Below are 5,136 nucleotides of genomic sequence, written 5' to 3'. Positions count from 1 at the left end.
CCCATCCACCCCAACCCCCACCACACACCCACCCACCCCCTCCTCCACACCCTCAACCCCCCAACACCCACCCGCCCCACCGCACACACCACCACAACAGTCCAGGAAACCGCCTCACTTGAGGAGCGGCTGGCCCCGCTCGGCGAAGAGGACCGGCACCGGCTGCTGGAGGACGTGATCTGCGCCGAGGTGGCCGCGGTGCTCGGGCACGCCGATGGCTCGTCGCTCGATCCGGCCCGGTCGTTCCAGGACTCCGGATTCGACTCGCTCACGGCGGTGGAACTGCGCAACCGGCTCAAGAAGGTCACCGGTCAGCGGCTGCCGGCCACCTTGGTCTTCGACTACCCCACACCGCAGACCCTGGCGAAGTACCTGCTGGAGGAACTGCTGTCGGCCGTCGAGGAGATCGAGGCGCGTCTGCGGGTTCCGGAGGCGGACGAGGAAGGGGTGCGCAGGCTGCTCGAATCGGTGCCGCTGGCCCGTATCAGGGAAGCCGGGCTGCTCGACGCGCTGCTGGCACTGGCCCCGGTCACACCCCAGGCGGAGAGCACGGAGGGCGGCGCCGTGGCCGTCGCCGATGCCCCTGCCGATCTCCTGACGGACGCCGCCGGGAGCGGCCTCGGCGGTCATCCCGACCAGAGCGACGCGATCCTGGCGATGGACATCGACGATCTCGTCCGTGAGGCGTTCGAGCGCAGCGACTCCGAACAGCCCGAGTGACCGTTCCGGCCGGGTGCCGGCACCCGGCCGGGCGGAGCGAGCCCAGTGATACGAGTGACCGAGGAATGCGAGTGACGACCGTGGATACACCTGTCCAGAAGATCGCCGAGGCCCTGCGCGCGTCGCTGCTGGAGAACGAGCGGCTGCGCCGACGGTACGACGAGGCCACGGCCGCCGCCGCGGAACCCGTGGCGATCGTGGGCATGAGCTGCCGTTTCCCGGGAGACGTGGAGTCTCCGGAGGATCTGTGGTCGCTCGTCGACGCGGGCACCGACGCGATCACCGGGTTCCCGGACAACCGGGGCTGGGACCTCGACGGGGTGTACGACCCGGACGGGAAGCGCCCGCACACCAGTTACACCGGCCAGGGCGGGTTCCTGCACCGGGCACCGGAGTTCGACGCGGCCTTCTTCGGGATGAGCCCGCACGAGGCGACCGCCACCGACCCCCAGCAGCGTTTGCTGCTGGAGGTCGCGTGGGAGGCGTTCGAGCGGGCCGGCATCGATCCGCAGAGTCTGTCGGGCAGCCGGACCGGTGTGTACGCGGGCGTCATGGCCACCGACTACCCGGTGCGGGTGGGCACGGTCCCCGAGGGCGCCGAAGGGTTCATGGTCACCGGCACCGACGGCAGCATCGTGTCCGGCCGGATCTCCTACACCCTGGGCCTGGAGGGACCCGCCGTCTCGATCGACACGGCCTGTTCGTCCTCGCTGGTGGCGCTGCACCTCGCGGTGCAGGCACTGCGCCAGGGCACCTGCACGCTGGCCCTGGCCGGCGGCGTCACCGTGATGTCCACGGCCCGTACCTTCGTCGAGTTCAGCCGGCAGCGCGGGCTGGCCCTGGACGGCCGCTGCCGGTCCTTCGCCGACGCCGCCGCCGGTACGGGCTGGGGCGAGGGCGCCGGCATGCTCGTCCTGGAGAAGCTGTCCGACGCGCGCCGGAGCGGCCGGCGGATCCTCGCGGTGGTGCGGGGCTCCGCGCTGAACCAGGACGGTGCCAGCAACGGCCTCACCGCCCCCAACGGCCCCGCCCAGCAACGCGTCATCCGCCAGGCACTGGCCGACGCGGGGCTCACCGCCGAGGACGTGGACGTCGTGGAGGCGCACGGCACCGGTACCGTACTCGGCGACCCCATCGAGGCCCAGGCGCTGATGGCGACCTACGGCAAGGGGCGCCCGGCCGACCGGCCGCTGTGGCTGGGCTCGGTCAAGTCGAACATCGGGCACACCCAGGCCGCCGCGGGGGTGGCCGGGGTGATCAAGGCCGTCATGGCGATGCGGCACGGCGTGCTGCCCAGGACCCTGCATGTGGACGCCCCGTCGGCCAAGGTCGACTGGGAGGACGGGGCGGTGGCGCTGCTCACCGAGCCGGTGCCGTGGCAGCGTGACCGCCCCCGCCGCGCGGGCGTGTCGTCGTTCGGCCTGAGCGGCACCAACGCGCATGTGATCCTCGAACAGGCCCCTCCGGCCGAGCCCGCGCCCTCCGGCGGGCCCGGGACCGCGACCGCCGACGCGACGGCGGCCGGTGCTCCGGTCGCCCCGCCGCTGCCGTTCCTCATCTCCGCCAAGAGCGAAGCGGCGCTGCGTGCCCAGGCCGACCGGCTGGCCGGCCGTGTCGCGGCCGATCCCGAGCTGCGCCCGGTGGATGTCGCGCACTCCCTGGCGGCCACCCGTGCCGCGCTGGAGCACCGCGCCGTGCTGGTCGCGCACGATGTGGACGGGCTGCTGGCCGGGCTGCGGGCCACGGTCGACGGCGAGGTGCCGGACAACCTGGTGCGCGGCATCGCGGGAGGCCGGTCCAAGGTCGCCTTCGTCTTCCCCGGGCAGGGCTCCCAGTGGGCCGGCATGGCGCGCGAACTCCTCGACGCCTCACCCGTGTTCGCCGAGCGGATACGGCAGTGCGCGGAGGCCGTCGGCCGCTTTGTCGACTGGGATCTGATCGCCGTCCTGCGCGCCGAGCCGGGCGCGCCGGACCTCGAACGGGTCGACGTGGTCCAGCCGGCGCTGTTCGCCGTGCTCGTCTCGCTGGCCGAACTGTGGCGCGCGCACGGGGTGAAGCCCGCCGCGGTGGTGGGCCACTCCCAGGGCGAGATCGCGGCCGCCTGTGTCGCGGGCGCGCTGTCCCTGGAGGACGCCGCCCGGGTGGTGGCGCTGCGCAGCCAGGCCATCGCCCGCCGGCTGGCGGGCCCCGGCGGCATGATGTCGGTGGCGTCCCCTGCCGAACAGGTCGCGAAGCGGCTGCTCCGCTGGGACGGCCGGCTGTCCGTCGCCGCGATCAACGGCGCGGGGTCGGTCGCCGTCTCCGGCGACTCCGACGCGCTGGACGAACTCCTCGCCGAGTTGGGGTCGGAGGGCGTCCGGGCGCGCAGGATCCCGGTCGACTACGCCTCGCACTCCGCCCATGTGGAGTCCATCGAGGGGGAGTTGCTGGAGGTCCTCGCGGACATCACTCCCCGGGCGTCCCGCATCCCGTTCTACTCGACCGTGACGGCGTCGCTGATCGACACCAGTGAGCTCGACGCGACGTACTGGTACCGCAATCTGCGGCAGACGGTGCGCTTCGAGGAGACCACCCGGGCGCTGCTGGCCGACGGCTACGGCGTCTTCGTCGAGTCCAGTCCGCACCCGGTGCTGTCCATGGGGATCGAGGAGACCGGTGACGCGGCGGGCCGGCAGGTCACGGCCGTCGGCTCGCTGCGCCGGCACGACGGTGGCATGCACCGTTTCCTGCTCTCCCTCGGCGAGGTGTGGGCCCAGGGGGTCGCCGTGGACTGGGCGTCGCCACTCGCGCCGTACGCCCCGTCGTGGGTGGATCTTCCCACCTACCCGTTCCAGCGCCGGCCGTACTGGCCGCGGCCGGACGCGGCCGGTGCGGACGCGGCCTCGGCCGGGCTCGACGCCGCCGACCATCCGCTGCTGGGTGCGGTGGTGGGGCTGGCCGGCGCGGACGGTGCGCTGCTGACCGGCCGGATCGGCCTCGACACCCATCCCTGGCTGGCGGACCACGCGGTCGGCGACACGGTGCTGCTGCCCGGTACGGCGCTGGTGGAACTCGCGGTACGCGCGGGCGACCAGGTCGGCTGCGGCCGGATCGACGAACTCACCATGACCACACCCCTGTTGCTGCCCGAGAAGGGCGGCGTCCAGCTCCAGATCTTCGTCGGCGTGCCCGACGAGGCCGGCCGGCGGCCGGTGAGCATGCATTCGCGCCCACTGGCCGGAGCCGCGGCGGACGGCGCCGACGCGGCGTGGACCGGGCACGCGGAGGGCTTCCTGGTACCCGAGCCGGACCCCACCGCCGCCGGCCCGGCGGCGGCCGCTCGGGTGTCGGACACGCCGGACGTCTGGCCGCCCGCGGGCGCCATCGCGCTGGACGTGTCGGACCTGTACGAGCGGCTCGGCGACCAGGGTTACGGTTACGGCCCGGTCTTCCAGGGGCTGCGTGCCGCCTGGCAGCGCGGTGCCGAGGTCTTCGCGGAAGTCGCCCTGCCCGAGGACGCCCGCGCCGAGGCGGCCGGGTTCGGCCTGCACCCGGCGCTGCTGGACGCGGCACTGCACGCCGCCGGTCTCGGCCCGTTCGACACTGCCGGTTTCGACACTGCCGGTGCCGACGCCTCGGGCGACGGTGTCCGGCTGCCCTTCAGCTGGTCCGGGGTGAGTCTTCATGCCATGGGCGCGGCCGCGCTGCGGGTACGGGTCTCGTCGTCCGGTGACGACGCGGTGAGCCTGCGGCTGGCGGACGCGGCCGGGGCTCCGGTCGCGTCCGTGGACGCCCTGCTGCTGCGGCCGGTCGCGGCCGGTGCGCTGTCGGCCGCTCCGGCACCGCACCGCGACTCGCTGTTCCGGGTGGAGTGGCAGGCCGCACCCACGACGGGCGGGGCGGCCTCAGCGGACCCGGTGCCATGGGCGTTCCTGGACGGGTCCGCGGACCCCGCCGCGTACGACGGCCTGCTGCCGGCCGGGGCCCCGGCGCCCGCCGACGGATCGGCGGACCGGCCGATGCCGGATCTCCTGCTCGTCGCCTGCCCGCCGGTGGACGTCGCGGACGGTTCCGACGCGGAGGCGGTGCCACGGAGGCTGCGCGACGTCCTCGGCACCGTACTGGCCGCGTTGCAGCGGTGGTCGGCAGAGGACCGGCCGGTCTCGTCCCGGCTGGCCGTGGTCACCCAGGGCGCCGCCGGGCCGGACGGGCTGCCGGTCGACCTGGTCGGCGCGGCCGTGTGGGGTCTGGTGCGCTCCGCGCAGGCCGAGATGCCGGAATGCTTCGTCCTGGTCGACTCGGACGGGACGCCGGAATCCGCGCGGCGGCTCGCCTCTGCGGCCCTGTCGAGCGGTGAGCCCGAACTGGCCCTGCGCAACGGCGACATCTACACCCCCCGACTCACCCGAGCCACCACCACACCCACCACAAGCCCCC

Annotated in this window: 2 protein-coding genes; both read left to right on the top strand. The window is 74.1% G+C overall.

The genetic code is table 11. The annotated features are described in order from the left end of the window. The coding region (locus tag ACWD4A_RS35030) for an acyl carrier protein (RefSeq protein WP_451200480.1) at nt 1–720 on the top strand (720 nt) is incomplete at its 5' end. Nucleotides 721–800: 80 nt separating this feature from the next. After that, on the top strand, nt 801–5,136 hold a 4,336-nt coding region (locus ACWD4A_RS35025), incomplete at its 3' end, for a type I polyketide synthase (protein WP_451200481.1).

The organism is Streptomyces sp. NPDC002537, assembly GCF_053594975.1.
This window is presented reverse-complemented; position numbering and strand designations above follow the sequence as displayed.